25 protein-coding genes are annotated in these 23,086 nt (G+C 66.5%); 22 read left to right on the top strand and 3 right to left on the bottom strand.

Features of this window, described 5'->3' with window-relative positions:
• The first annotated feature begins 33 nt into the window (after nt 1-33).
• The 9 genes from IV113_RS12255 to IV113_RS12215 all read left to right on the top strand — a co-directional run bounded on the left by IV113_RS12255 (nt 34) and on the right by IV113_RS12215 (nt 7,930).
• Nucleotides 34-888, top strand: coding sequence for a methyltransferase domain-containing protein (locus tag IV113_RS12255; RefSeq protein ID WP_291085159.1), 855 nt, complete (start codon nt 34-36; stop codon nt 886-888).
• A gap of 81 nt (nt 889-969) precedes the next feature.
• Nucleotides 970-1,281: a hypothetical protein gene (locus tag IV113_RS12250; protein ID WP_291085156.1), complete on the top strand. Its 312-nt coding sequence runs from the start codon at nt 970-972 to the stop codon at nt 1,279-1,281.
• Between the two features lie 698 nt (nt 1,282-1,979).
• Nucleotides 1,980-2,966 (top strand): 3'-5' exonuclease, encoded by a 987-nt coding sequence (locus IV113_RS12245; RefSeq protein WP_291085153.1) that lies wholly within the window; start codon nt 1,980-1,982, stop codon nt 2,964-2,966.
• Nucleotides 2,967-3,026: 60 nt separating this feature from the next.
• Complete coding sequence (locus IV113_RS12240) at nt 3,027-3,755, top strand: FCD domain-containing protein (RefSeq protein ID WP_291085150.1); 729 nt, start codon at nt 3,027-3,029, stop codon at nt 3,753-3,755.
• A 37-nt stretch (nt 3,756-3,792) separates the two neighbouring features.
• Complete coding sequence (locus tag IV113_RS12235) at nt 3,793-4,341, top strand: VOC family protein (protein ID WP_291085147.1); 549 nt, start codon at nt 3,793-3,795, stop codon at nt 4,339-4,341.
• Nucleotides 4,342-4,383: 42 nt separating this feature from the next.
• Nucleotides 4,384-5,247 (top strand): fumarylacetoacetate hydrolase family protein, encoded by an 864-nt coding sequence (locus tag IV113_RS12230; RefSeq protein WP_291085144.1) that lies wholly within the window; start codon nt 4,384-4,386, stop codon nt 5,245-5,247.
• A 15-nt stretch (nt 5,248-5,262) separates the two neighbouring features.
• Complete coding sequence (locus IV113_RS12225; protein ID WP_291085141.1) at nt 5,263-6,258, top strand: zinc-dependent alcohol dehydrogenase family protein; 996 nt, start codon at nt 5,263-5,265, stop codon at nt 6,256-6,258.
• A 98-nt stretch (nt 6,259-6,356) separates the two neighbouring features.
• Nucleotides 6,357-7,307, top strand: a complete 951-nt coding sequence (locus IV113_RS12220) for a tripartite tricarboxylate transporter substrate binding protein (protein ID WP_291085186.1) — start codon at nt 6,357-6,359, stop codon at nt 7,305-7,307.
• Between the two features lie 44 nt (nt 7,308-7,351).
• On the top strand, nt 7,352-7,930 hold the full coding sequence (locus tag IV113_RS12215) for an amino acid synthesis family protein (protein ID WP_291085138.1): 579 nt from the start codon (nt 7,352-7,354) through the stop codon (nt 7,928-7,930).
• Nucleotides 7,931-7,946: 16 nt separating this feature from the next.
• Here the strand turns inward: IV113_RS12215 and IV113_RS12210 are convergent, their stop codons facing one another.
• From IV113_RS12210 to IV113_RS12200, 3 genes are all read right to left on the bottom strand, one after another.
• On the bottom strand, nt 7,947-8,756 hold the full coding sequence (locus IV113_RS12210; RefSeq protein ID WP_291085135.1) for a LuxR C-terminal-related transcriptional regulator: 810 nt from the start codon (nt 8,754-8,756) through the stop codon (nt 7,947-7,949).
• A gap of 63 nt (nt 8,757-8,819) precedes the next feature.
• Nucleotides 8,820-9,809, bottom strand: coding sequence for a tripartite tricarboxylate transporter substrate binding protein (locus tag IV113_RS12205; protein ID WP_291085132.1), 990 nt, complete (start codon nt 9,807-9,809; stop codon nt 8,820-8,822).
• The gene (locus IV113_RS12200) at nt 9,799-10,893 is read right to left on the bottom strand and encodes an aromatic ring-hydroxylating dioxygenase subunit alpha (RefSeq protein ID WP_291085129.1); all 1,095 of its coding nucleotides are present in this window, start codon (nt 10,891-10,893) and stop codon (nt 9,799-9,801) included. The genes IV113_RS12205 and IV113_RS12200 overlap by 11 nt, the downstream gene beginning before the upstream one ends.
• A gap of 189 nt (nt 10,894-11,082) precedes the next feature.
• On the opposite strand from IV113_RS12200, the gene IV113_RS12195 reads away from it, so the two are divergent.
• From IV113_RS12195 to IV113_RS12135, 13 genes are all read left to right on the top strand, one after another.
• A complete protein-coding gene (locus tag IV113_RS12195) occupies nt 11,083-12,249 on the top strand; it encodes an ABC transporter substrate-binding protein (RefSeq protein WP_291085126.1) in 1,167 nt (388 codons plus the stop codon).
• 27 nt (nt 12,250-12,276) lie between these two features.
• Nucleotides 12,277-13,143, top strand: coding sequence for a branched-chain amino acid ABC transporter permease (locus IV113_RS12190; RefSeq protein ID WP_291085124.1), 867 nt, complete (start codon nt 12,277-12,279; stop codon nt 13,141-13,143).
• Between the two features lie 4 nt (nt 13,144-13,147).
• A complete protein-coding gene (locus tag IV113_RS12185; protein WP_291085121.1) occupies nt 13,148-14,101 on the top strand; it encodes a branched-chain amino acid ABC transporter permease in 954 nt (317 codons plus the stop codon).
• Nucleotides 14,098-14,850: an ABC transporter ATP-binding protein gene (locus IV113_RS12180; RefSeq protein WP_291085118.1), complete on the top strand. Its 753-nt coding sequence runs from the start codon at nt 14,098-14,100 to the stop codon at nt 14,848-14,850. Before IV113_RS12185 ends, IV113_RS12180 begins: the two co-directional genes overlap by 4 nt.
• A 4-nt stretch (nt 14,851-14,854) precedes the next feature.
• Nucleotides 14,855-15,568 carry an ABC transporter ATP-binding protein gene (locus tag IV113_RS12175; protein WP_291085115.1) on the top strand — a complete coding sequence of 238 codons (714 nt, stop codon included), beginning with the start codon at nt 14,855-14,857 and terminating at the stop codon, nt 15,566-15,568.
• Nucleotides 15,569-15,591: 23 nt separating this feature from the next.
• On the top strand, nt 15,592-16,830 hold the full coding sequence (locus IV113_RS12170; RefSeq protein WP_291085112.1) for a cytochrome P450: 1,239 nt from the start codon (nt 15,592-15,594) through the stop codon (nt 16,828-16,830).
• Nucleotides 16,831-16,842: 12 nt separating this feature from the next.
• Nucleotides 16,843-17,166, top strand: a complete 324-nt coding sequence (locus tag IV113_RS12165) for a 2Fe-2S iron-sulfur cluster-binding protein (protein ID WP_291085109.1) — start codon at nt 16,843-16,845, stop codon at nt 17,164-17,166.
• Nucleotides 17,167-17,194: 28 nt separating this feature from the next.
• Nucleotides 17,195-17,770, top strand: coding sequence for a MarR family transcriptional regulator (locus tag IV113_RS12160; RefSeq protein WP_291085106.1), 576 nt, complete (start codon nt 17,195-17,197; stop codon nt 17,768-17,770).
• A gap of 61 nt (nt 17,771-17,831) precedes the next feature.
• Nucleotides 17,832-19,058: an FAD-dependent oxidoreductase gene (locus IV113_RS12155; protein ID WP_291085103.1), complete on the top strand. Its 1,227-nt coding sequence runs from the start codon at nt 17,832-17,834 to the stop codon at nt 19,056-19,058.
• A gap of 209 nt (nt 19,059-19,267) precedes the next feature.
• Nucleotides 19,268-20,812: a methyl-accepting chemotaxis protein gene (locus IV113_RS12150; protein WP_291085100.1), complete on the top strand. Its 1,545-nt coding sequence runs from the start codon at nt 19,268-19,270 to the stop codon at nt 20,810-20,812.
• Nucleotides 20,813-20,892: 80 nt separating this feature from the next.
• Nucleotides 20,893-21,483, top strand: a complete 591-nt coding sequence (locus IV113_RS12145; RefSeq protein WP_291085097.1) for a TetR/AcrR family transcriptional regulator — start codon at nt 20,893-20,895, stop codon at nt 21,481-21,483.
• A gap of 93 nt (nt 21,484-21,576) precedes the next feature.
• Entirely contained in the window at nt 21,577-21,702 is a 126-nt protein-coding gene (locus IV113_RS12140) for a hypothetical protein (RefSeq protein ID WP_291085094.1), read from the top strand.
• Nucleotides 21,699-23,057, top strand: a complete 1,359-nt coding sequence (locus IV113_RS12135; protein WP_291085092.1) for an MATE family efflux transporter — start codon at nt 21,699-21,701, stop codon at nt 23,055-23,057. The genes IV113_RS12140 and IV113_RS12135 overlap by 4 nt, the downstream gene beginning before the upstream one ends.
• The last annotated feature ends 29 nt before the right edge of the window (nt 23,058-23,086 follow it).

Genomic DNA, 23,086 nt, shown 5'->3' with positions numbered 1-23,086 from the left:
CTGGCGCACGCTCATTGGGTGGTGGAGAAGCAGATGACTCATCAGCAAGTGCCCACAAACGACCGCTGGGGCGAGGCCGGTCCCTACGAGCTGTACGTGGGGCGCTGGAGCCGACGGGTGGCGGCGGAGTTCATCCGCTGGCTCTCTGTCAAGCCGGGCGCGGACTGGGCCGACATCGGTTGCGGAACAGGAGCACTGACGCACACCATCCTGAACTGCAACCCCCGTTCCGTCCACGCCATCGACAAGTCGCCCGGCTTCGTGGGTTTTGCATCGGCGAACATCTCCGACGTTCGAGCGCGCTTCTCGGTCGCCGACGCCATCGCTTTGCCCATGGAAACCGCCAGCTGCGACGCGGCTGTTTCCGGACTTGTGCTCAATTTTGTGAGCCAGCCAGCGACCATGGTTGCCGAGATGGCGCGGATCACGCGGCCCAACGGGCAGGTGGCCGCCTATGTCTGGGACTACGCCGGCGGCATGCAGATGATGCGGCGCTTCTGGGATGTTGCGATCGCCGTGTGCGGCTCGGCCGAAGTGCCGGACGAGGCCAGCCGCTTCCCCCTGTGTGCACCGGAGCCGCTGCGGTCGTTGTGGGGCGGTGCGGGCCTCACCCACGTCGAAGTCCGAGCCATTGACATACCGACCCGCTTCTCAAGCTTCGACGACTACTGGCAACCCTTTCTGGGTGGCCAGGGCGCCGCGCCGACCTGGCTGGCGGGGTTGGCGGCGCACCAGCAGGACGCCATTCGGGACCTGCTGCAGCGCGAATTGCCGGCCCAGACCGATGGCAGCATTCATCTCGACGCCGCTGCCTGGGCGATCAAGGGCCTGCGTGTCGAGAGGCCACGGATGCGTCTGCCACCAGGGACCACGGAGGTTCTCGGTTGAATGACTTCAGGCACACACCTTGCCGTGAGGAAGGGCGAGTCACGTGACCGCTGCAAACCCTTCAACACTCAGGAGAACGACATGGCATCGAGCAACCAGAACCAGCAAGGTCAAAACCAGCAAGAGCAAGGTCAGCAAAACCAAAACCGGCAGGGTCAGGGCCAGACCCAACGCCAGGACCAGGACCGGATTCCGGGCCAGCAAGGCGGCCAGAGCGATCGGTCCGGGCAGCGCGAGCAGAGCAACCCGGGCGGCGACGACCAGCTGGGCCGCAAGGAGATCAATCCTTCCCAGCAACAGGACGACGCTCTTCCCGAGGAGCGTGAAGAGGACGAGGAAGAAGACGAGGAAGAGGACAGCGGCGGCCGTCGCGGCGACAGCAACTCCATATGATCCGGGCGCGCTCGGGCTTGTGCCTGAGCGTGCCGTCTCACAGGCGGATTCCCATTCACGCCACGTCGGCGATCGGTCAGATTCACTTCACCAAAGTGGCGGATGTCCGGCGCGTCGGTTCGGAATGCTGGGGAGGACGCGGCAACATTTGCCGCAAACTCATGGGGTGCTCTGCTGCTCGGCCTTGATGACCCCGCAGATGTTGATGGCGGCCAGGCCCACCTGCAGACCGATGAGCGCATGGGCGCCGGCGAGCCGGCCGGGAGCGCCGTGGCCTGGGCCGCTGAAAGGAAGGGGCAGCCTGGCGCTACTTGGTTCTTTCCACGGGACGCTTGGATTGACGTGGTGCGTGCACAGGCACGACCTCGCGAACCTTGTCCCGACTTGCCGTCGCATCTGTCTGCGGCTGCAACGGGAACTTCTGCGGGTTCTGAGGCTTGAGGGGCGACTGCGGCTTGTCGGAGTTTTTCGACTGTTTCATGATGTTTCCAGGTTTTCCGCGCATTGAAGCGCTGTCATGAGAAGCGGCACTTGATGGTCGCTGCCGAGCGAGTTCAGGTCTGTTCTTCAACGCACAGACCCGCAGGCTGGTGGCACAGCAGGGCATGCCAGTGTTCTCATTCCGTGCGACGTCAAAGCGTTCAGACGGCCAAGGATCGAGGGCGCCGCGTCTCCCGCGAGTCGAGTAGGCTTCTCCGATGAACCAGTTCAGTTTCGAATTTGACGCGCCGCGTTCAGCGGAGCCTTCCCCCACCCAACCCGATCCGCCATCGCGTGCGCCCACCTCGGAAGAGATGGCGAAACGGCTTGAGCAGGATCCCGATTTCCGCGTTTTGCGGCGGCTGCTCCCCGTCGCCGATTTTGGGCCCGCGCCGACCGCGGCAGAGGTTCAGCGTGTGCTGGTGCTCGACACCGAGACCACCGGCCTGTCGCACCAGGCCGACAAGATCATCGAACTCGCCATGTTGCTGGTGCAGGTGGACATGGCCACCGGTTTGCCCTGCGGGCCGGTGGAACTGTTCGAAGGATTCGAAGACCCCGGCATGCCCATCCCGTCCGTGGCGCGGGAGGTGACGGGCATCAGCGATGACATGGTCCAGGGGCATCGGCTGGACGACTCGCAGGTCGAGGCCATGGTGATGCGCGCCGATCTGATCGTGGCGCACAACGCTGGCTTCGACCGGCCGTTCGTGGAAGCCCGGTTTCCCTGTTTTGCCGCGAAAGCCTGGGCCTGCTCGTTTGCCGACATCGACTGGAAAGCGGCCGGCGCGGGCTCGTCCAAGCTGAGCGCGCTTGCCCAGGACCAGGGCTGGTTCTTTGAGGCCCACCGCGCCCAGGTGGACTGCCATGCCTTGTTGCTGGTCTTGTCAAAGACGGTGGCCAAGAGCACGAACACGGGCCTTTCGCAGCTGTTCCTGGCGGCCTCGTTGCCGCGTTTCAAATTGAGGGCTACCGGGTCCCCATTCGAATCCAAGGACCAGCTCAAAAGCCGCGGCTACCGCTGGGACGCGGAGGCCAAGGTCTGGTTCTGCACCGTGACCGACACGGAGCGTCTGGACGCCGAGCTCGAATGGCTGAAGACCGAGGTGTACGGGCGGCGCAGCGCGCGTGTGGAGATCGAGGCGCTGAACAGTCTGGTGCGCTACTCGGCGAGATCTGGCGAGGTGTCTCAGAGGGGGGTGTAGACCGATACCCACTGGTCGGTGCAGGTCCCACTGCAAAATATCTTGCACAAAATCTGTTTTATGCACAAAATCCACTTTGTGCAAAATACAGAACACCCTGAATTCACTTCGTACGCGGGCCAGACGCTGTCTGAGCAGGCGTTCCTGCGCCTGCGGCGCGATGTCATCGGCGGGGCTTTTGCGCCCGGCGTCAAGCTCAAGGTGGACGAGCTGCAGGAGGCCTATGGCTATTCGAGCAGCCCGCTGCGCGAGGCCTTGAACCGGCTGAGCCAGGAGGGGCTGGTCAAGGCGGACGACCGGCGCGGATTTCGAGTGGCGCCGATCACCTCCGACGACCTGCTCGACCTCACGCACATGCGGCTGATGATGGAGGTGCCGGCATTGCGCCTGGCCATCGAACACGGCGACGATGCCTGGGAAGCTGCCGTGGTCGCGGCGGCGCACCGTCTGGAGCTCGCAGAGGCCCACCTCGGTGAAGGCCCCCAGGTGCTCGATGAAACCTGGAGCCAGGTGCACCGTGACTTTCACATGAGCCTGCTGGCGGGCTGCCCTTCGCAGCGGCAACGTGTGCTGTGCGCCAGCCTGTTCGACCAGGCCGAGCGCTACCGCCGCTTTTCGGCGCGCCACCGTGTGAGTGCGCACAGCAAGAACCGCGAACACAAGCGACTGCTGGATGCCGTGCTCAAGCGCGATGCCGACACCGCGTGCGCCTTGCTGGCCGAACACACGAAGGGCACGCAACGCAACGTGGAAGCGGCGTTGCTGCGCATGCGCGCCGCAACCAACTGATCCACACCATCTCCGCCACCTTCGAGAAGGGCTGCCCATGCTTTCCGTGACCCGACCCACGCCTTCGCACTTCGGCATCTACGCCACCGACCCCGATGTGCTGGTGGACTTCTACACCCGGGTGTTCGGTCTGACGCAGACCGATCGTGGCCAGGGCAAGACCTTTCCGGTGGATCTGATCTTCCTCAGCGCCAGCCCGGATCAGCACCACCAACTGGTCATCGCGGGCGGTCGCCCGAAGGAGGCCACCTTCAGCACGGTGATGCAGATCTCGTTCGTGGTGCCCAGCATCCAGTCGATGCGCGAGATCCGGCAGAGCGCGCTGGCCGCTGGCGCCACCAAGATGCGCGGACTCAACCACGGCAACGCGCTGTCCATCTATTTCTCCGATCCCGAGGGCAACACGGTGGAGGTCTACATCGACACGCCGTACTACGTGGCCCAGCCCCACGGCGACCCGCTGGACCTCGACAAGAGCGACGAAGAGTTGATGCGCGAGACGGAGGCGATCTGCCGCGCCGACCCGACCTTCATGCCCATCGACGAGTGGCAGGCCCGCTTTGCGCAGCCCGCGCCCCGCGTCTGATTCCACACGCCAACAACCCCTTTCCCATTGCCAGGAGACTTCATGCGACTGCTTTCATACCTTCACCACGGACAAGAGAGTTACGGCGCCGCCGTGGGCGAGAACGTCGTGAACCTCAGCCGTGCCTTTCCGCAGCACGCCACGCTGGCCGACTACCTGGGCGCGGGGCGCTGGACGCAGGCGGCACAGGACGCAGCCGGTCAGCCTGTGGACGGTGCGCTGGCTTCCATCGTGTACCTGCCGGTCATTCCGCGCCCGGAGAAGATCGTCTGCGCGGTGCGCAACTACATGGACCACCACAAGGAGGTGCTGGCCGCCGGCATGCAGCGCGAGCTGTCAGAAGAGCCGCCCATCTTCCTTCGAGTGTGGCGCTCGCAGGTGGCCCACGGGCAAGCCATCGTGTGCCCCCGCGTCTCCGAGTCGTTGGACTGGGAGGGTGAACTGGCCGTCATCATCGGCAAGGCCGGGCGCGACATTTCCGAGGCCGATGCCTTCGAGCACGTGGCCGGCTACGCCTGCTACAACGACGGCAGCGTGCGCGAGTGGCAGTTCCACGCCAAGCAGATTGCATCGGGCAAGAACTTTGAATCCACCGGTGGCTTCGGTCCGTGGATGGTCACCGCCGACGAGATCGAGCCCAACGCGGAGCTCAAGCTCGAGGTGCGGCTCAACGGCACGGTGGTGCAGTCCAGCCACACCGGCCACATGATCTTCTCCATAGCGAAGCTCATCAGCTACGCCTCCACCATCTTCACCCTGGTGCCGGGCGACGTGATCGCCACCGGCACGCCGGCCGGTGTGGGCTGGAGCCGCAAGCCACAGTGGTTCATGAAACCCGGTGACGTCTGTGAAGTCGAGATCGAGCGCATCGGAACGCTGGTCAATCCCGTCGTGGCGCAGGCCTGAGCGAGGCGAAGCCCCGTGCAGGCGGTTCAGGTTCACACGCCGGGTGGTCCGGATGCGCTGCAGCTGGTGGCGCTGCCCGAGCCGCAGGCCGGTGCCGGCGCGGTGCGGGTGCGCGCCCAGGCGATCGGTGTCGGGCGCCCCGACGCGCTGATCCGCAACGGCACCTACAAATGGATGCCACCGTTGCCCGCCATTCCCGGTGCCGAGCTGGCCGGTGTGGTGGACCAGGTGGGACCGGGTGTGACGCAATGGACCGTGGGCGACCGCGTGCTGGTGAGTGCGCGCGATCTGGCGCAGCGCGGCGGTTGTTATGTGCAGGCCATCGTCGTGCCCGAGACCGCGCCGTACCGGCTGCCTGAAACGATTGCGTTCACCGACGCCGTCAGCCTGCCCAATCTGCAGCTGGCCCAGGCGCTGCTGCTCGGGCTCAACGGTGGCCGTGCCGATGCCCGCAGCGTGCTCATCACGGGTGCCTCCGGCGGCGTGGCCACCATGCTGGCGCAGCTGGCGCGTCACCACCAGATGTTGACCCTGGGCACGGCGCGCTCGGCCGACAAACGTGCCTATGCGATGGCGAACGGATTTGACGCAGTGCTCGATCCGGCAGAACCGGATCTGCCGCAGCGTGTGAAGGCACTCACCGGGCATGTGGGCGTGGACCTGGCGCTCGATCCGATCGGTGGGCAGACCCTCATCGACTGCCTGCACAGCCTCGCACCGCTGGGCACGGCCGTCTCCTACAACATCGTCTCCGGCCCACCCACGCAGGACGTGTTTGCCACCCTGCGCAGCCTGCTCGGGCGTAGTCTGGCGGTGCGCTGTTTTTCCATGCACACCTTCGACGAAGACACGCAGCGCCGGCGCGCGCTGATGCAGGGCGCCATCGAGCTGATGGCGGCCGGCCACATGACAGCACCCGCACCCACCTTGCTGCCGTTGAGCGACGCACGGCAGGCCCATGTGTTGCTGGACGCTGGAACGTTCACCGGAAAGATCGTGCTGCAACCCTGACCTGATTCAACCCCGCGGAACAACGCCACGGCACGCACTGTGGCCACCGCTTCATCCACCACCCGCAAAGGAGACATTCCATGCAACGCAGACATTTGATGCAGGCCGGCGCCGCCCTGGCCGTCACGCCCTGGTTCCCGGCCCATGCCGAGACGTACCCGGAGCGCCCCATCAAAATGCTCCAGGGTTTTGCGCCGGGTGGCAATGCCGACAACATCGCCCGTGTCATCGGCATGGAGATCGGCAAGACCTTGGGCCAGCCGATCGTGGTCGAGGCCCAGAGCGGTGCCGGTGGCACCTTGGCCGCGGGCAGTGTGGCCCGCGCCAAGCCCGATGGCTACACGCTGCTGCTGGCCACGGGCGGCCATGCGGTTGCGGGCGCGCTCTACAACACGCTGCCGTACCGAACCGTGCAGGACTTCGACGCCGTCTCCACCATCACCTTCTTTCCGTTCCTGGTGGTGACCACGGCCGAGTCCAGATACAAGAGCTTTGCCGAAGTGCTGGCCGCCGCTCGCGCGGCGCCTGGCTCCATGGCCTACGGCACGGCGGGCATCGGTTCCACGCACCACCTGGCGGGCGAGCTGCTGGCCAGGATGGCGGGTGTGCAGATGCTGCACGTGCCCTACCGGGGCGACTCGGCGTCGCTCACCGCGCTGCTGTCGGGTGACGTGCCCTTCATCATTGCCCCGCCCACGGCCGTGCTGTCCAACATCAAGGGTGGCAAGTTGCGCGCCCTGGCCGCCACCGGCCCCCAGCGCTGGCCCGGTCTGCCCGAAGTGCCCACAGCGGCGGAGCAGGGCGTGGCGGGTTACGACGTGCGCTCGTGGGCCGGCGTGCTGGCGCCCGCCGGGCTGCCCAAGCCGGTGCTGGATCGGCTCAACGCCGAGATCAACAAGGCGCTGTTGTTGCCGTCCGTGAAGGCCCGTCTGGAAGAGATGGGCGGCGAGGCCCGGGGCAGCACACCGGAAGAAATGAAGACCATGGTGGCGAACGAAACCCAGCGCTGGTCGCAAGTGGTCGCGGACGCCAAAATTCCAAAACAATGAGCGCTGGCCGGCGTTGACGGCCTCCTCCCACACGAACACACACCATGTCCCTGATCGAAATCCGCAAGCGCAGCCTGACCGTTGAAACCATCTACCACGAGGGGGGACCGGTGCCGGCCGAGCCATTGAAGCTGGCGGCGGCATGCGCGGTCATCCGCAACCCCTACGCGGGTCGCTACGAGCTCGACCTGCTGCCCTTCATGGCCGAACTTCGCAACCTGGGCACGCTGCTGGCCGAAGAGCTGGTGACCACGCTGGGACGCGATCAGGTGGAGGTCTACAGCAAGGCCGCCATCGTGGGGGTGAACGGCGAGCTCGAGCACGCCGCCGTCTGGCACGAGGCCGGGGGCTGGGCGATGCGCGCGGTGCTGGGCGAACCCAAAGCCATCGTTCCCGCCTCCAAGGCCGTGGCCGCCACCGGCTACCGGTTGATGGTGCCGCTGCACTACATCCACGCCGCCTATGTGCGCAGCCACTACAACAGCATGGAGATCGGCATTCAGGACGCACCGCGTCCCAATGAAATCCTGTTTGCCCTCGTCATGGGCACCGGCGGGCGCATCCATTCACGCCTGGGCGGGTTGACCAAAGAAAAGGTGTCGGTGCACGACGGTCAGCGCTGAGCGCGCCGGACCCGGCTCAGTTCGTGAAGCGCATGAGTTGCTGGCGTCCGTGGATGCCCAGCTTGGCGTAGGCGCGCTTGCGCAGTGTCTGCACGGTGGAGGGCGCCACACCGATCTCCATGGCGATCCCGTCCACGCTGATGCCATTGGCGATGCGGGCACACACGTCGCACTCCCGCCGGGACAGTTTGGGCGCGCGCTGTGACAGCGTGTGAAGCATGAGGCCCAGGCGCACCTCGGGCGACAGGCGCTCGCGACGCGTTCGCAGCGTATTCAGGTGCACCTTGCGCAGAATGGGCGCAGCCACCAGGACGCGTTCGATTTCACCGGGTGCAAAACCGCCCAGCGATTCGTCGCGGTAGAGATTGATCACGAAGGCGGTGTGGGCCAGAGGTGCGTAGAGCAGACTGAGCCGCCCGGTCAGCCTCGCATGCTCGAAGATTTCCTGGCGCCAGCCGCTGTCGGGAATGTCGGCCAGGCCATAGTGCAGCACGACCACATCGGCCGTGGCCTGTGGTTCCTGCTGCACGTGTTCGGCCAGGCGTGTGACCTCGTCGAGGTGGCTGAAGTGGCGCTTGTAATGCGCGAAACATTCGCCCGTGATGTTGGGGCGATCGGCGCGGTGGCTGCAGCCGTCGATCTGGGAGGGGACACTGCCGGTGTACTCGACCAGCGAGAGGTAGTCGATCTTGGCAAACGCGTTGACGAAGTCCAGCATGCCCGAGGCGGGTGACTCGCTGGTGGGCACGTCCAGCAGCGCCTCGAAGGCGGCGGCATCGATGCCGTGCCCGGGTGGTGTCGCGTGAACGGTCCAGGTGGAGTGCATGGCGATGAGTTTAGGAAGCGCACTCGCCCTGGCCAATGGGGCTAACCCGCGACGGCGTAGGCGCTATTGCGGCGTCAGCCCGAAGTCCTTGATTCGCTTGAGGATCACTTCCGATTCCGTGCGGTGGCTCGTGGCGAATTCGGCCGGTGTGCTGTTCATGATCTCCAGGCCCCGCTCGTTCATGAGGCGCCCGACTTCCGGATCGGCCAGGACGCGGCGAATCTCCTCGGTGAGTTTCTTCATGACCGGCTCGGGTGTCTTCGCGGGTGCGACGAAGGCGATGTACACCGCCGCGTCAAACAGTGGATCGTCAAAACCCTGTTCGCGCATGGTGGGCACCTGCGGCAGCGCTGGCGAGCGCTCGCGGCCCATGATGGCCAGTGCGTTCACCTTGCCGGCCAGCACATGTTGTTTGGCCAGACCGGCCGACGTGAGACCCAGGCTCACGGTTCTGGACAGCAGGTCGGCCATCACCGGCGCCTCGCCGCGCTGAGGCACATGGATCATGTCGGCGTCCAGCGTGCGGCTGAGCTGTTCACCGGCCAGGTGGCCCAGGCCGCCCGGCCCCCAGGAGCCGTAGGTCAGCTTGCCGCGCTGGGCGGCTGCGAGTTTGCGCAGGTCGGCCATGTTCTTCGCGGGCAAGACCTCGGGGTTGACCGAGATCACCGCTGGGCTGCGGACCGCCTGCGTGATGTAGGCGAAATCCTTGAACGGCTCATAGCCCAGCGTTTTGTACATGGCCACGTTGTTGATCAGCGTGTCGCCCAGCGTCACCAGCAGGGTGTGGCCGTCGGGCGCGGCGCGCGCCACCTCGGCCGCGGCCAGGGCGCCGTTGGCCCCGGTCTTGTTGTCCACCACCACGGGCTGCCCCAGCGACTTCGACAGGCGCTCGCCCACGGTGCGCGCGACGAAATCGGTGGCGCCTCCCGCTGCGGCCGAAGCGACGACGCGGATCGGTTTGGAGGGGAAGGGCGCCGACTGTGCCTGGGCCGACAGCGGCACAGCGGCGGCGCACGCAAGCGCCAGCGCGAGGGTCATGGATCTACGCAGCATGGGGAGTCTCCTGTTGTGGTTGGATGGGAATCGTGCGCGGCGCGGTGCCCGTGGTGGCGTTGTCGAGGCGGGTTTGTTCGCGGGCGAGCTCGGCGTCGATCAAGCGGCGAAACTGCACCAGTGCCAGGTCCATGCCCAGCGGCAGCATGGGCGCGAAGGGGGCGAGCACGGTGTTGCGGTGTTGCGCGGTGATCATGTGGCGGTCTTCCTCGAAGGCGGCAAGCAGGCCCCGGAAGATCGTGGCCGTGGTCTCGGGGTCGGGTGCCGGCGCGTGGTACGCCTGCTGGAAGAAGTAGTGCGTCGTGGTTTCGGTCTCGGGGGTCAGGGTCTGGCAGCTGTGCAGGCGCACGGCATCGCTCATGTCGCTCTCGTCGCGACCTGTGGGGCGTCCGCCCGAGTCCATCAGCAGCGTGCCCGGCAGCACGAAGTCGTAGATGAACCAGCGATCCACGTTGGTGGTGAAGGGGTGAAAACTCTGCCAGTAGGCCGACGGTGGAACGTCGGGCACATGCCGTGTCACGCGGATGCCGCGCGGCACGCGTTCGACCAGCGGTCTGGACTGCGCGATCCGTGTGGAGCCGCCCAGCGTGTTCTCGTGCACGTAGGACAGGTGCGAGAAGTCCAGCAGGTTGTCGCAGATGAGCAGGTAGGGCGTGTCGTAGTGCAGATAGCCCGGCTGGTAGTGCCACTCGGGGTGGTCGCACGAGAAGTTGTCGGGCAGCAAGGCCATGTCGGCCAGGGCAGCATCGCCCATCCAGACGAACACCCACTGGTTGCGCACCGCCACCGGGTAGGTGCGCACGCAGGCCCGGGGCGGCACCCGGTCCAGTCCCGGTGCATCAACACACTGCCCTTGTGGATCGAACATGAGGCCGTGGTAGCCGCAGCGAACGCAGTCGCCTTCGCGCTTGCCCAGCGACAGCGGCGCATGACGATGACAGCAACGGTCTTCCAGCGCCACGGTGGAGCCATTGGCCAGCCGATAGAGCAGCAAAGGCTCGCCGAGGATGGTGCGGTGAAACAGGCCCTGGTCGGGAATCTCGTGAACCCAGGCGGCCACGTACCAGCAATCGCGAATGAACATGGTGGTTGGTCTGCAAACGTGAGGTGAGTGGCAATGTAGGTTGCTCGCGCGCCGCTGTCTGTCCACCAGCCAGGGGACAAAATCAAACCCAATTGGTTGGGGTTTCCACTAGTTGGTATATCAACTAGTTTTCCTATGATGCCCTCAGCTTCGCCGTCCAGAGCGCAAGCACCATCCCAGGAGACAAGCATGCGTTTTCAATGGAAGCTGGTCGGCACGCTCACTGCCGCGTTCGCCATGGGCAGCGTCGCTGCCCAGACCGTCAAGGTCGGCATCATTGCGCCGTTCTCGGGCCCGTTCGCCCACTACGGCGCGCTGTTCAAAGCGGGTGCAGAAGGCTATGTGGCCCAGCAGGGCGGCAAGCTCGCGGGCAAGGACGTCGAGTTCATCTACCGCGACGAGGGCGGCCCCAACCCGGCCAACACGCGCACCCTGGCGCAGGAGCTGGTGATCAAGGACAAGGTCGACTACCTGGGCGGCGTCGTGTTCTCGCCCAACGCGTTTGCGGTGGCACCGGTGATCCAGGAATCGAAGACGCCGTTCGTGGTGTTCAACGCCGCCACCTCCGACATCACGACCAAGAGCGACTACTACGTGCGCACCAGCTACACGCTGTGGCAGGTGACGGTGCCGCTGGCGCAGCACGCGGCCAAAAAGGGGATCAAGAAAGTGGTCACGGCTGTCACCGACTATGCGCCCGGTGTGGATGCCGAGAACGCCTTCAAGGCCGAGTTCACCAGGCAGGGTGGCGAGGTGGTGGAGAGCATCCGCATGCCGATCCGCACCACCGACTTTGCGCCGTTTGCCCAGCGCATCAAGGCCAGCGGCGCGCAAGCTGTCTATGTGTTCCTGCCCGGCGGCCCGCCCAACCTGGGCTTCGTGAAGGCCTACAACGAGAACGGGCTGAAGGCCGCTGGTGTCGAGTTTCTGGGCACCGCCGAAACCGACGAGTTCGACCTGCAGAAATTCGGCGACTCGGCCCTGGGCCTGACCACCGCCTTCCACTACAGCGCCGCGCACGACTCCGCTGCCAACAAGACCTTTGCCGCTGCCGTGGCCAAGGTCAACAAGGACGCGGTGCTCAACTACGCCACGGTGGGGGCGTGGGACGGCATGGCCGTGATCCACAAGATGATCGAAGCCACCGGTGGCCAGCGCGACGGTGACAAGGCCATGGCCGCGATCAAAGGTCACAAGTGGGAGAGCCCACGCGGTCCCGTGAGCATCGACGCCAACACGCGCCACATCACACAGAACGTCTACCTGCGCACGGTGGAAAAGGGTGCCGGCGGCTTGATGGTCAACAAGGAAGTGCAGAGCTTCGGGCCACAGGTCGACCACGGCCTGGTCAAGTAAGCCAGCGTCCCAGACGAGGACCCCTGCGTGACCTTGCTCGCCAACATCCTGATCGACGGCATCGCCTACGGCATGGTGCTGTTCATCATCGCCGTGGGCCTGTCGGTCACGCTCGGCCTCATGCGCTTCGTGAACCTGGCCCACGGCGCGTTTGCCATGACCGGTGGCTACATCGCCGCCTGGCTGGTGCGGGAGCAGGGCTTGTCGTTCTATGTGGGCGTGCCGCTGGCCGTGCTGGCCACCGGCCTGCTCGGTGCCTTGCTGGAGGTGACGGTGCTGCGTCGCCTGTACCGCCGAACCGAGTTGCAGCAGGTGTTGTTCACCATCGGTCTCACCTTCCTTTTCGTGGCCACGGCCAACCTGCTGGCCGGGCCCGAGGTGCAGCTGATTCCCTTGCCGCCGGCCCTGTCGGTGGCGGTGGACCTCGGCATCCGTACCTTGCCCGCGCAGCGTCTGCTGGTGATTGCCAGCGGATTGCTGGTGGTGCTGGCCGCATTCTGGGTGCTCAACAAGTCGCGCTTCGGCGTGTGGCTGCGCGCCACGGTCGACAACACGGCGGCCGCCTCGGCCCTGGGCATTCCGGTGCAACTCGTCTACGTGCTCACCTTCGCGGTGGGCGCGGCGCTGGCCGGGCTGGGGGGCATCCTGGGGGCCGAACTCATGCCGCTGGAGCCGTACTACCCGGTGAAATACCTCGTGCTGGTGCTGGTGGTGGTGGCCGTGGGCGGCATGGGCAGCATCGCCGGCTCGCTGGCGGCGTCGCTCACGCTGGGCATCATCGACACCGCCAGCAAGTACCTCGCTTCCGACTGGGGTTCACTCTTCTTCTTCCTGGCCATGGCGCTGCTGCTGGCCTGGCGGCCCCATGGGTTGCTGGTGGCGCGCAGGGGTTGATGTCATGAAACGCTCACTGCCCTACCTGTTGCTGGTTGCATTGGCCGCGTTGATCTTCTTCGTGTTCCCCGACCAACTGCCGCTGGCCGCGCGCATCGCCACCATGGCCATCTTCGTGATGTCGCTCGACCTCGTGGTGGGTTATGGCGGCCTGGCGACGCTGGGTCACTCGGCCTTGTTCGGTGTCGGCGCGTACGCCGCCGGCCTGCTGGCCATGCACCTCACCGGCAACCCGTTGATCGGCCTGCTGGCGGGTGCCCTGGCCGGTGCGCTGCTGGCCTTGCTCTCGGGGCTGTTCCTGTTGCGCTACGAGGGTCTCACCTTCCTCATGCTCACCGTGGCCGTGGGCCAGATCGCGCAGAACGGCGCGAGCAAGCTGCGCGACTGGACCGGCGGCGAAGACGGTCTCACAGGGTTTGAGGTGCAGAAGATCCTGGGGGTCTGGTCGTTCGACCTGTACGGCAAGGTGGCCTTCGTCTATTGCTTCGTGGTGATGCTGGTCTGCCTGTGGGCCATGCGCCGGCTCATGGGATCGCCCTTCGGCCTGTCGGTGGTGGGCATCCACCAGAACCGGTTGCGCACCGCGGCCATCGGCGGCTCGGTGCGTGGGCAGTTGCTCAAGCTCTACACGCTGGCGGGCGCTTTTGCCGGCATCGGTGGTGCGCTCAACGCGCAGGTCAACCAGATCGTGGGCCTGGACACGCTGGGCTTTGAACTCTCGGCTGAGGCCCTGGTGATGCTGGTGCTCGGCGGTGCGGGCAATCTGTTCGGCGCCATCGGTGGCACGGCGGCGTTCATGCTGATCCACCACATCGCATCGGCCATCAACCCCTACCACTGGCTGTTCATCATCGGCGGGCTGCTGGTGTTGGTGGTGCTGGTTCCGCGTGCGCGCCTGTTCGACGCCCTGCGCCAGCGCGTGACCCGCGTGTTGCCCACCGCTCGGGGGGCCACATGAGCTCACAGCCTTTGCTGGATGTGCGCCAGCTGCACAAATCGTTCGGTGGCCTGCATGTCACGCGCGACGTGTCCTTTGCGCTGCACCCGGGCAACCGCGTCGGCCTGATCGGCCCCAACGGCGCGGGCAAGACCACGTTGATCAACCTCATCACCGGCGTGCTCGCACCCAGCCAGGGCAGCGTGTGGCTCAAAGGTGAAGACGTGTCGCCCCTGCCCCAGCCCAAACGCGTGCAGCGTGGCCTGGCGCGCACGTTTCAGATCACGCAACTCGCGCTCGATCTGCCCATCCACCGCCAGGTGGAGCTGGCCATCCACCAGCGCGACGGTTCGGTCAACCAGATGTTTCGGGCCCTCGACGGCTTTCATGCGGTGCGCGAAGAGGCCGCGCAGATCCTGCACACCCTGCGCCTGGACGCGCTGGCCCGGCGCTGCCCGGTGGAGCTGGCCTACGGCGAGCAGCGGCTGGTGGAGATTGCGCTGGCCATGGCACTCAAGCCGCAGGTGTTGCTGCTTGACGAGCCCATGGCGGGCGTGCCCAGCGGCGAGCGCCAGGTGGTGCTGGACGCGCTGGACACGCTGCCCAGCGACCTGGCCATTCTGATGATCGAGCACGACATGGACCTGGTCTTCAACTTTGCCGACCGCATGCTGGTGCTGGCCGAAGGAGCGCTGCTGGCCGAGGGCACGCCGCAGGAGATTCGTCGTCACTCCGCGGTGCGCACCGCCTACCTCGGCGCGGAGGCCTGATCGCATGACCGATCTGCTGCACATCGACAACCTCACCGCCGGCTATGGCGCCGTCCAGGTGCTGCACGGTGTAGACCTGTCGCTCGCCCCGGGTGGGCGACTGGCACTCATCGGGCGCAACGGCGTGGGCAAGACCACGCTGCTCAAGGCGGTGATGGGGCTGGCCGACGTGAAGGCCGGTCAGGTGCGCCTGGACGGCCAGGACATCACGGCGTGGTCGGCCCGAGAGCGCGCCCACGCCGGCATCGGCTACGTGCCGCAGACGCGCGACATCTTCCCGTCGCTCTCGGTCGAGGAAAACCTGCTGGCCGGTCTCAAGGGCCGCCCCCGCAGCGCGCTCGACGAAGCCTACGCACTGTTTCCTCGCCTGGCCGAGCGCCGTCAGAACGGCGGCCAGCAACTTTCGGGTGGCGAGCAGCAGATGCTCAGCGTCGCCCGCACCCTGCTCGGCAAACCCCGCCTGCTGTTGCTCGACGAGCCGCTGGAGGGCCTCGCGCCCATCATCTGCATCGAACTCATGCGCGCTTTCGAGCACCTGGCTCAGGACACCGGCGTGGCCGTGCTGCTGGTGGAGCAGAAGGTGGACGACGCGCTTCGGTTTGCTCCCCGGGCCGTGGTGCTCGAGCGCGGTGAGGTGGTGCACGAGAGCGACAGCGCTGCCCTCAGTCAGCGCAAGGACCTGCTGGAGCGCTACGTCGGCGTGGCCGGCGCTCATTGACAACACACACGACAGGAGGTTCCATGAACACAGCCACCCTTTCTCCCGCCACGGCGGCCCCGCCCGCTGGTGTGCCCGTCGTCGACGTCGATCCCTACTGCGACGCCTTCCTGAGCGACCCCTATGAAGCCCACCGTCAACTGCGTGAGGCCGGCCCGGTGGTGTGGATTCCCGCCTACGGCATCTACGCCTGCGCGCGCCACGAGTCCGTGCACGCTGTCTTCAACGACCACGCCACCTTCATCTCGGGGGCCGGTGTCGGGTTGGCCAACTTCAACCAGGAAACGCCATTCAGACCCAAGAGCCTGATCCTGGAAGCGGACCCACCGTCGCACACCAAGGCCCGGGCGATCCTGGCGCGCATCCTCTCGCCCAAGACGGTGATGCAGATCCGCGCCACTTTCACGGCCGAAGCCGAGTCGCTCGTGGAGCGCTTGCTGGCGCGGCAGATGGCGGGCGAGACCATCGACGCGGTGAAGGACCTGTCCGAGGTGTATCCGCTCAAGGTGTTTCCCGACGCAGTGGGCGTGGGTGACGCCAACCGCGAGAACCTGCTGCTCTACGGCAACATGATCTTCAACGCCTTCGGCCCACGCAACGAACGCCTGCAAAAGTCCGCCGAGCTCGTGCAACCCGTGACGGCCTGGATCATGGCCCACTGCCAGCGCGAGAACCTGCGCCCCGGTGGCTTTGGCGACTTGATCTACCAGGCGGCCGACGCGGGTGAGATCACCCACGACGAAGCGCCCTTGCTGGTGCGCTCCTTTCTCTCGGCCGGCGTGGACACCACCGTCAACGGCATCGGCAACGCCATCCTGTGCATGGCCAACCACCCCGACCAGTACGCACAGCTGTGCGCCGACCACTCGCTGGCCCGCCCCGCGTTCGAGGAAGCCCTGCGCTTTGAATCCTCGGTGCAGACCTTCTTCCGGACCACCTCGAAGGACACCGGGTTGTTGGGTGTGCAGATCCCGAAAGACAGCAAGATCGTCACGTTTCTGGCGGCCGCCAACCGCGACGAGCGCCAGTGGCCGGACCCCGACCGCTTCGACATCCAGCGCCGCCCCGCGGGCCACATGGCGTTTGGTTCGGGCATTCACGGTTGCGTGGGGCAGGTGGTGGCGCGGCTTGAGGGTGAGGTGGTGCTCACCGCGCTGGCCAAACGCGTTTCGCGCATCGAACTCATCGGCGCGCCGCAACGCCGCCTCAACAACACGCTGCGCGCGCTGGCCTCGATGCCGGTGCGCCTGATTCCCGTCTGAAAGGACACCCCGATGGTTGACGTGACCTTGATCGATACCAGCGGGCTGAGCCGCACGCTGCAGGTGCCCGAGGGCCAGAGCCTCATGCAGGCCGCGGTGTCGGCCGGTGTGCGCGGCATTGTGGGCGAGTGCGGTGGATCGGCCATGTGCGCCACCTGCCATGTGTATGTGGACGAGGCCTTTGCCGACCGCCTGCCCGCCCCGCTGGAGACCGAGCTGGAAATGCTGGAGTGCACCGCCAGCGAGCGCCTGCCCAACAGCCGTCTGGGTTGCCAGATCAAACTGTCGGCCGCGCTCGACGGTCTGGTGGTGCGACTGCCCGAGCGGCAACAATAAGGTCCTTGTCAATCTCCGAACCCGCCCCATGAGCAAGATGCCTCCCGCCTCGGCGCCGACACGCAAGGCTTCGTCCAAGGTCGCTGCCGCCAGGGCCGTGGTCGACCTCGAACGGTATGCGCCCGCGTTTTTCACCTGGATCGCCAACAAGCTGTCGGGCGGTGCCTCCACCGCCTACCTCAGCGTGTTCAACGTCGGCATCGAGACCTGGCGCTTGCTGGTGCTGCTGGCGATCGAAAAGTCGCTCACGGCGCAGGCGATCTCGCGCACCATCGGCATGGACAAGGCCTCGGTGAGCCGGGCGTTCAAGAGCATGCAGACGCGAGGGCTCATCACCATCGGTCTGGACGACGCTGACGGGCGCCTGCGCGTGGCCACCATCACCCCCAAGGGCCGCGCCCTGCACGACGAGATCCTGGAGCTGGCGATGGAGCGCGAACGCGCCTTTCTGTCGGTGCTCAACGACAAGGAGCGCGAGACCCTGATCGGTCTGCTGCGCCGCCTGCACGACAACCTTCCCGCGGTGGAAAAGGCGACACACGACTACCTGTCGCGTCACTACCCGAAAGCGAAACTGCGCCGCGCTCGCGGTGGTGAGGCATGAGCGCCGCGCCGGGCCGCCCCAAACAAGCTCGCACCGCAGTGCAAAGCACGGAGGTTCTCTGATGAGCATCGGACCGATCGTCATCGTGGGTGGTGGCCACGCCGCTGCCGCCTTGTGTGCCGCGCTGGCCGAGGCGGGGGAGGGCGGGCGTGTGCACCTGGTGAGCGCCGAGAACGACCTGCCGTATCAGCGTCCGCCGCTGTCCAAGGGTTTTCTCAAGAAGGCCGACGAGGCCATCGCCCATCACAAGGCGGCAGCGTGGTACGCCGAGCAAGGCATTCAGACGCATCTGGGCGACCCGGTGGTGGCGATTGAGCGCGAGGCGCAGCGCGTGCTGCTGCGATCGGGCGCGGCACTGGTCTACCAGCACCTGGTGCTGGCCACCGGCACCCGCGCGCGCACGCTCGACGCCTTGCCGCCGCGCTTGCACAACGTGCATGTGCTGCGCGAGGCACCGGATGCGCGCGCCCTGCGCACCCGGCTGAGCGAGATGGTGACGACCGGTCGGCGCCTCACCGTGCTGGGCGGCGGCTTCATCGGCCTGGAACTCGCCGCTTCCGCGCGCCAGCTCGGGCTGGAAGTTGCCGTGCTGGAGGTCGCGCCACGGCTGCTGGGGCGTTCCGTCTCGGCGCTGCTGGCCGAGCATGTGCTGGCGCACCACCGGGGCATGGGAACCGAGGTCCAGATCGGGGTTCGCATCGAGGGTTTCGAGATTCAAGGCGATCGATTGGCCTCGATGCAGGTGGGTGGGAGCCGCATGGCGGTGGATGAGCTCGTGCTGGGCATCGGCGCCGTGCCCGAAACCCGCCTGGCCGTCGCGTGCGGCCTGGCGGTGGACAACGGGGTGCTGGTGGATGCCGGCCTGCGCACCAGCGATCCGGCGATTCTGGCCATCGGTGACTGCGCTGCGTTTCTCACGGTCGATGGCGCGCGGCTTCGGCTGGAGTCGGTGCAGAACGCGAATGATCAGGCGCGCAGCGCCTCAGCCACGCTGCTCGGGCGCGAGGAGCCGTACCGGGCGTTGCCGTGGTTCTGGTCGGAGCAAGGCCCCATGCGTCTGCAGATGGCGGGGCTGTTGCCGCCCACGTCGGAGACCGTGCGGCGCGTCGGGGCCAATGCCGGCAGCTTCACGCTGTTTCATCTGCAGGACAGCCTGCTGCGCTGCGCAGAATCCGTCAACGCACCGATGGACCACATGATGTCGCGCAAGCTGATCGAGGCCGGTGTGCCCGTGGACCGCACCGCCCTGGCCGATCCGGCGATCCCGTTGAAGTCGCTGCTGGGCTGACGCTGGCCGGCCAGGCGAGCCAACGCCGCTCGCTGGCGGACAAAAGCGGGGATGTTCAGGCCCATTTCCGCGGATGGCGCGGGTGCGGGTGATTAAAGAAATCGGCCAAACCGACGATTCAATGACTGGATGTGCAGGGTCGCCTCTCGATATGGCGCGCCTCACAGGTTTGTCTTTGCCTCTTTTCTCACCTGCCAGAAAGCTCCCGCATGAAACTCAACAACATCAAGGTCGGCAGCCGCCTGGCCCTTGCATTCGGGCTGGTCCTGCTCATCACCGCGTTGATGGCCGGCATCGGCGTCTGGCGTCTTCAGGAACTGACCGATACCACGCGCGAGCTCGCCACGGTGGACAACGAAAAGCTGCAACTGGCCGTGCGGTGGCGCCAGACCATCGATGTCAACTGGGTGCGCACCCGCGCGGCCATCCTCGATTCCGACACCAGCCGCATTCCCGCCTGGCAGGCCGACATGGACAAGACCTCCGAAGTGACGCTGGCTTCGCGCAAGCGGATCATCGAGCTGATCGAGTCGGATGAAGGCAAGCAGTTGCTGGCCGGCATCGACGCCGCACGCGAGGCCTACCGCACGCCGCGCGCCAATCTGATGAAGGCCCGCATGGCCGGAGAAGACGTGAGCGCGGCGCTGGACCGCGATCTGCGGCCCCTCGCCGACGCCTATCTCAACTCGATCTTCAAGCTTGAGCAGCGCCAGCAAAGCCTCTATGACGCCACCTTGAAGACCGCCGAGGAGGAGGCGGCCAACGGGCGCATCATCCTGATCGCGGGTGGCGTGCTGGCCCTGCTGCTGGGTACGGTCGCGGCCTTCGTGCTGAGCCGATCGATCACGGTTCCCCTGCGCAAAGCCGCCGAGAGCGCGCGCCTGATTGCCGCAGGCGACCTCACGCAGCCGATCGACACCGATGGCCGCGACGAAGCCGCCCAGTTGCTGCAGGCCCTCAAGGGCATGCAGGACAACCTGGCCCGCGTGGTGTCCAACGTGCGTGGCAACGCCGAGGGCGTGGCCACCGCCAGTGCCGAAATTTCCCAGGGCAACGACGACCTCTCCGCGCGCACCGAGCAACAGGCCAGCGCGCTGGAGGAGACCGCAGCTTCCATGGAACAGTTGAGTTCCACCGTGCGCCAGAACGCCGACAACGCGCAAGAGGCCAACAAGCTGGCCCTGAGCGCGTCCACCGTGGCCACACAGGGCGGTGACGTGGTGGCGCAGGTGGTGGACACCATGAAGGGCATCAACGACAGCTCGAAGAAGATCGCCGACATCATCAGCGTGATCGACGGCATCGCTTTCCAGACCAACATCCTGGCGCTCAACGCCGCTGTGGAGGCCGCGCGTGCCGGCGAACAGGGCCGTGGCTTTGCGGTGGTGGCCGGCGAGGTGCGCAACCTCGCCCAGCGCAGCGCTGGCGCGGCGAAGGAAATCAAGGAGCTGATCAACGCCAGCGTGGACCGCGTGGCGCAGGGCACGGCGTTGGTCGACCGTGCCGGTGTGACGATGGCCGAAGTGGTGGGTGCCATCCAGCGCGTGACCGACATCATGGGCGAGATCAGCTCGGCCAGCGTCGAGCAGAGTTCGGGTGTGGCCCAGGTGGGCGAAGCGGTGACACAGATGGACCAGGCCACGCAGCAGAACGCGGCGCTGGTGGAGCAGAGCGCTGCGGCAGCTTCGAGCCTGAAGACGCAGGCTGCGCAGATGGTGGAGGCGGTGGCGGTGTTCAAACTGACCCGCGCCTGATCGGGCGCGACACAGAATCCGCACCGGCGGCGGGGTTTTGACAATATGACGCTCGTCATATTGGCAGCTACAATGCGGCCATGGAAATCGCACCCAGCCGCAAGGCCCTGACCCACGAACGCATTCTCGACACCGCGGCGCGCGCAATCCGGCGCGCGGGTTTCAATGGCGTCGGCGTGGCCGACATCATGAAAGAGGCGGGCCTGACCCACGGCGGGTTCTATGCCCACTTCGCCTCGCGCGACGCCCTGCTGGCCGAGGCCCTGGAGCACGCCGGGCAACAAAGCGCCAGCCGCATCGCCAAGGGCAACGCCACGCGCCAGGCGCGCGGTGCCAGCCCGTTCCAGGCGCTCATCGAAGGCTACCTGTCGGACCGCCATTTGAGTGGCACTGAAAACGGCTGTGCCGTGGCCGCACTCGCCTCCGAGATGCCGCGCCAGTCGCCCGACGTGCGTGCCGCCGCAGCCCAGCGCGTGCGCAGCCTGGTGGCCCTCGTTGAACGTTCACTGCCCGCTGGTGCCGAGCCCGGCGGTGCCGCGGCCATTGCCAGCCAGATGGTGGGCGCACTGCAGCTCGCCCGCGCCTTGGGCGACAACACCGAAGGCAAGGCCCTGCTGGCCGCCAACCGCCGCGCCCTGCTGGCACAGCACGACGTTTCTCCCCCGGCCTGAACCATGGGCCATCTCGAAGCGTTTTTCTTCATTCTTGAATATGACGATCGTCATAATCAATCTCGCCACCGCAACCAACCTGGAAACTGACCCATGCAAGTCCACAACGCCACCGTTCTCATCACCGGGGCCAAGGTGCTGGGCGACGAGATCACGCAGCAGGTCAAGCGCGGCCTGTCGGCCGAGCCGGGTGTCTACCTGCGAAACCCCACGCCATGAGTTCGGTGCTGGCCCAGACCCGCCTGCAGCAGATGCTGCACGCGCCGCTGCTGCCCACACTGTTTCGCCTGGCCACGCCCAACGTGATGGGCCTGTTCGCGGCGACGATCGTGATCGGTTACGACGGCTACATCCTCGGCCTCGTGGGCGCGGATGCGCTGGCGGGTATCGCGCTGGTGTTTCCGCTGTCGATGCTCATGCTGCAGATGTCGGCCGGTGGAATTGGTGGCGCCACCACCGCCGCGGTGGCGCGCGCGCTCGGGGCGGGCCGCAGCGAAGACGCGAGCCGTCTCGCGCAGCAGGCGCTGTTCATTTCGGCGGCGTTGGCCGCGCTGTTCATGCTGGCCCTGCTGGGCTTCGGGCGCAGCATCTTCGGTGGCATGGGCGGGCGCGGTGCCGCTCTGGATGCGGCGCTGGCGTATTCGAACGTGCTGTTCAGCGGCGCGCTGATCATCTGGTTCACCAACGTGCTGGCCGCCGTGGTGCGGGGCGCGGGCAACATGGTGCTGCCCTCGGTGCTGCTGCTGGGCACGGCGCTGCTGCACCTCGCCCTGGCACCGCTGCTGGTGTTCGGCTGGGGGCCCGTGCCGGGCATGGGCGTGGCGGGCGCTGCCGTCAGCACGCTGGTGGTCAACGCGCTGTCGGCCGGGGTGATGGCAGCCTGGCTGCTGCGCCGTGATGGTGCGGTGTACCTGCAGCGCTCGCCCTGGCGCCTGCATCTGCCGCTGTTGCGCGACATCCTGCGCGTGGGCCTGCCGGCGTCTCTGAGCCCGGTGATCAGCAACGCCTCCATCGCCGTGGCCACGGCCTTGGTGGGCAGCTACGGCACGGCCGCGCTCGCGGGCTATGGCGTGGCGGCGCGGCTTGAATACATCCTGGTGCCGATTGCCTTCGGTTTTGGTACCGCGCTCACCGCGATGGTCGCCACCAACATGGGCGCGGGGCAGTCGGCGCGCGCGGTGCGCGTGGCCTGGGCCGGCGGTGCGGTGGTGGCGGCGATCACCGGCGCCATTGGCGTGGTCACCGCCCTGGCGCCTGCGCTGTGGATGGGCCTGTTCACCACCGACGCCGAGGTGCTCGCGCTGGGCGCCACCTACCTCAACATCGTGGGCGGCTGTTACGCATTCTTCGGCCTGGGCCTCGCGTTGTTCTTTGCGTCGCAGGGCGCGGGCCGCATGTTCTGGCCACTGGCCGGCAGCATGGGCCGCCTGGTGATCCTGGTGGTGGGGGGCTGGCTCTGCGTGCATGTGTTCAAGACCCCGGCGAGCGGCCTCTTCGCCGTCATTGCACTCAGCCTGGTGGTCTATGGTTCCACGCTGGCCATTGCCATCCGCCTGGGCAGCTGGACCCGATGACACTCGCCCTTCGCATCCACCACAGGAGA

The organism is Hydrogenophaga sp., from assembly GCF_018780385.1.
Taxonomy (GTDB): Bacteria; Pseudomonadota; Gammaproteobacteria; order Burkholderiales; family Burkholderiaceae_C; genus Hydrogenophaga.
Note: the sequence above shows the minus strand (reverse complement) of the source record. Positions and strands in the feature narration are given on the sequence as shown.

Bases quoted from the DNA above. Each gene is read 5' to 3' on its own strand.
- IV113_RS12200 (WP_291085129.1), bottom strand. From the start codon at position 10,893: ATGTTCATTCGCGATTGCTGGTACGTGGCCGCCTGGGTTCACGAGATT.
- IV113_RS12230 (WP_291085144.1), top strand. From the start codon at position 4,384: ATGCGACTGCTTTCATACCTTCACCACGGACAAGAGAGTTACGGCGCC.
- IV113_RS12240 (WP_291085150.1), top strand. From the start codon at position 3,027: ATGCACAAAATCCACTTTGTGCAAAATACAGAACACCCTGAATTCACT.
- IV113_RS12185 (WP_291085121.1), top strand. From the start codon at position 13,148: ATGAAACGCTCACTGCCCTACCTGTTGCTGGTTGCATTGGCCGCGTTG.
- IV113_RS12150 (WP_291085100.1), top strand. From the start codon at position 19,268: ATGAAACTCAACAACATCAAGGTCGGCAGCCGCCTGGCCCTTGCATTC.
- IV113_RS12235 (WP_291085147.1), top strand. From the start codon at position 3,793: ATGCTTTCCGTGACCCGACCCACGCCTTCGCACTTCGGCATCTACGCC.
- IV113_RS12205 (WP_291085132.1), bottom strand. From the start codon at position 9,809: ATGCTGCGTAGATCCATGACCCTCGCGCTGGCGCTTGCGTGCGCCGCC.
- IV113_RS12155 (WP_291085103.1), top strand. From the start codon at position 17,832: ATGAGCATCGGACCGATCGTCATCGTGGGTGGTGGCCACGCCGCTGCC.
- IV113_RS12245 (WP_291085153.1), top strand. From the start codon at position 1,980: ATGAACCAGTTCAGTTTCGAATTTGACGCGCCGCGTTCAGCGGAGCCT.
- IV113_RS12170 (WP_291085112.1), top strand. From the start codon at position 15,592: ATGAACACAGCCACCCTTTCTCCCGCCACGGCGGCCCCGCCCGCTGGT.
- IV113_RS12220 (WP_291085186.1), top strand. From the start codon at position 6,357: ATGCAGGCCGGCGCCGCCCTGGCCGTCACGCCCTGGTTCCCGGCCCAT.
- IV113_RS12210 (WP_291085135.1), bottom strand. From the start codon at position 8,756: ATGCACTCCACCTGGACCGTTCACGCGACACCACCCGGGCACGGCATC.
- IV113_RS12160 (WP_291085106.1), top strand. From the start codon at position 17,195: ATGAGCAAGATGCCTCCCGCCTCGGCGCCGACACGCAAGGCTTCGTCC.
- IV113_RS12255 (WP_291085159.1), top strand. From the start codon at position 34: ATGACTCATCAGCAAGTGCCCACAAACGACCGCTGGGGCGAGGCCGGT.
- IV113_RS12175 (WP_291085115.1), top strand. From the start codon at position 14,855: ATGACCGATCTGCTGCACATCGACAACCTCACCGCCGGCTATGGCGCC.
- IV113_RS12145 (WP_291085097.1), top strand. From the start codon at position 20,893: ATGGAAATCGCACCCAGCCGCAAGGCCCTGACCCACGAACGCATTCTC.
- IV113_RS12250 (WP_291085156.1), top strand. From the start codon at position 970: ATGGCATCGAGCAACCAGAACCAGCAAGGTCAAAACCAGCAAGAGCAA.
- IV113_RS12195 (WP_291085126.1), top strand. From the start codon at position 11,083: ATGCGTTTTCAATGGAAGCTGGTCGGCACGCTCACTGCCGCGTTCGCC.
- IV113_RS12140 (WP_291085094.1), top strand. From the start codon at position 21,577: ATGCAAGTCCACAACGCCACCGTTCTCATCACCGGGGCCAAGGTGCTG.
- IV113_RS12215 (WP_291085138.1), top strand. From the start codon at position 7,352: ATGTCCCTGATCGAAATCCGCAAGCGCAGCCTGACCGTTGAAACCATC.
- IV113_RS12180 (WP_291085118.1), top strand. From the start codon at position 14,098: ATGAGCTCACAGCCTTTGCTGGATGTGCGCCAGCTGCACAAATCGTTC.
- IV113_RS12165 (WP_291085109.1), top strand. From the start codon at position 16,843: ATGGTTGACGTGACCTTGATCGATACCAGCGGGCTGAGCCGCACGCTG.
- IV113_RS12135 (WP_291085092.1), top strand. From the start codon at position 21,699: ATGAGTTCGGTGCTGGCCCAGACCCGCCTGCAGCAGATGCTGCACGCG.